The organism is Paraburkholderia sp. FW306-2-2C-D06C (assembly GCF_058781505.1).
Map to the genome: position 1 here is coordinate 1 of NZ_JBYSWU010000143.1, position 829 is coordinate 829.

Genomic DNA, 829 nt, shown 5'->3' on the forward strand with positions numbered 1-829 from the left:
GGCGTTGTCAACTTGCCGAGCGTGAGACGGCACGACGGCGGGCGTGACAACTATCAGAAAGAGGTCGACGGATTTTGGGCGTGTTCGGCAAATTCACGCCATGCCACGAACTGAGCTGCGAGTTGCTTGCGATAGAGTGAAGCGCGCAACAGATGTCGCTTGAGCGCGAAATGTTGCCGTATCGGCCCGAAGCACGAGAGAAATTTCTGTGTGCGCTTGAGGTCACGAAAGCCGCGCATGCGACGCTCGCGTTCGCGCGTCGGTTGGTGGCTATTCTCCGCGCGGTTGTTCAGTCGGGCGGCCGCTTTGACGAACACGTGCTTCACGTTCGCAAGTTTCGGGATCTCGGCTTTTGCTGCCGGATAGCTGCGCAACTGATCGGTGACGATCTTGCGCGGCACCGGGTTCGAGCGCAGCACACGCTTGAAAAAACGTTTGGCCGCAGCTTTATCGCGCCGCTTTTGTAGCAAGATGTCGAGTTCGGCGCCATGCTCGTCGACCGCACGCCACAGCAGGAACGGTTCGCCCCGCAGAGTGACGAACATCTCGTCAAGATGCCACGTGCTACCCGGCTTGCGACGCGCCGCTTTCACGCGGTGAGCAAAGCCCTCGCCGAATTTGTCGCACCAGCATCGGACGGTCTCGTAGGTCACAACCACGCCGCGCTCGAAAAGCAGTTCCTCGATGTCGCGCAAGCTCAACTGAAAGCGGAAATACCAGCGCACAGCGCAACTGATGACCTCGGCTGGAAAACGGTGACCGTGATAGAGCGATTTCGATTTCTTCATCACGCCATCTTACGTGACCGACCTGATAACCTGACAACGCC

The 829-nt window shown here is 58.6% G+C and carries 1 protein-coding gene; it reads right to left on the reverse strand.

Features of this window, described 5'->3' with window-relative positions; translation table 11 throughout:
- Positions 1-53 precede the first annotated feature (53 nt).
- Complete coding sequence (locus AC3WLT_RS37225) at positions 54-788, reverse strand: IS6 family transposase (protein WP_492596534.1); 735 nt, start codon at positions 786-788, stop codon at positions 54-56.
- Positions 789-829: the final 41 nt, after the last annotated feature.

Coding starts and splice junctions, on each gene's coding strand:
- AC3WLT_RS37225 (WP_492596534.1), bottom strand. CDS start 788: ATGAAGAAATCGAAATCGCTCTATCACGGTCACCGTTTTCCAGCCGAG.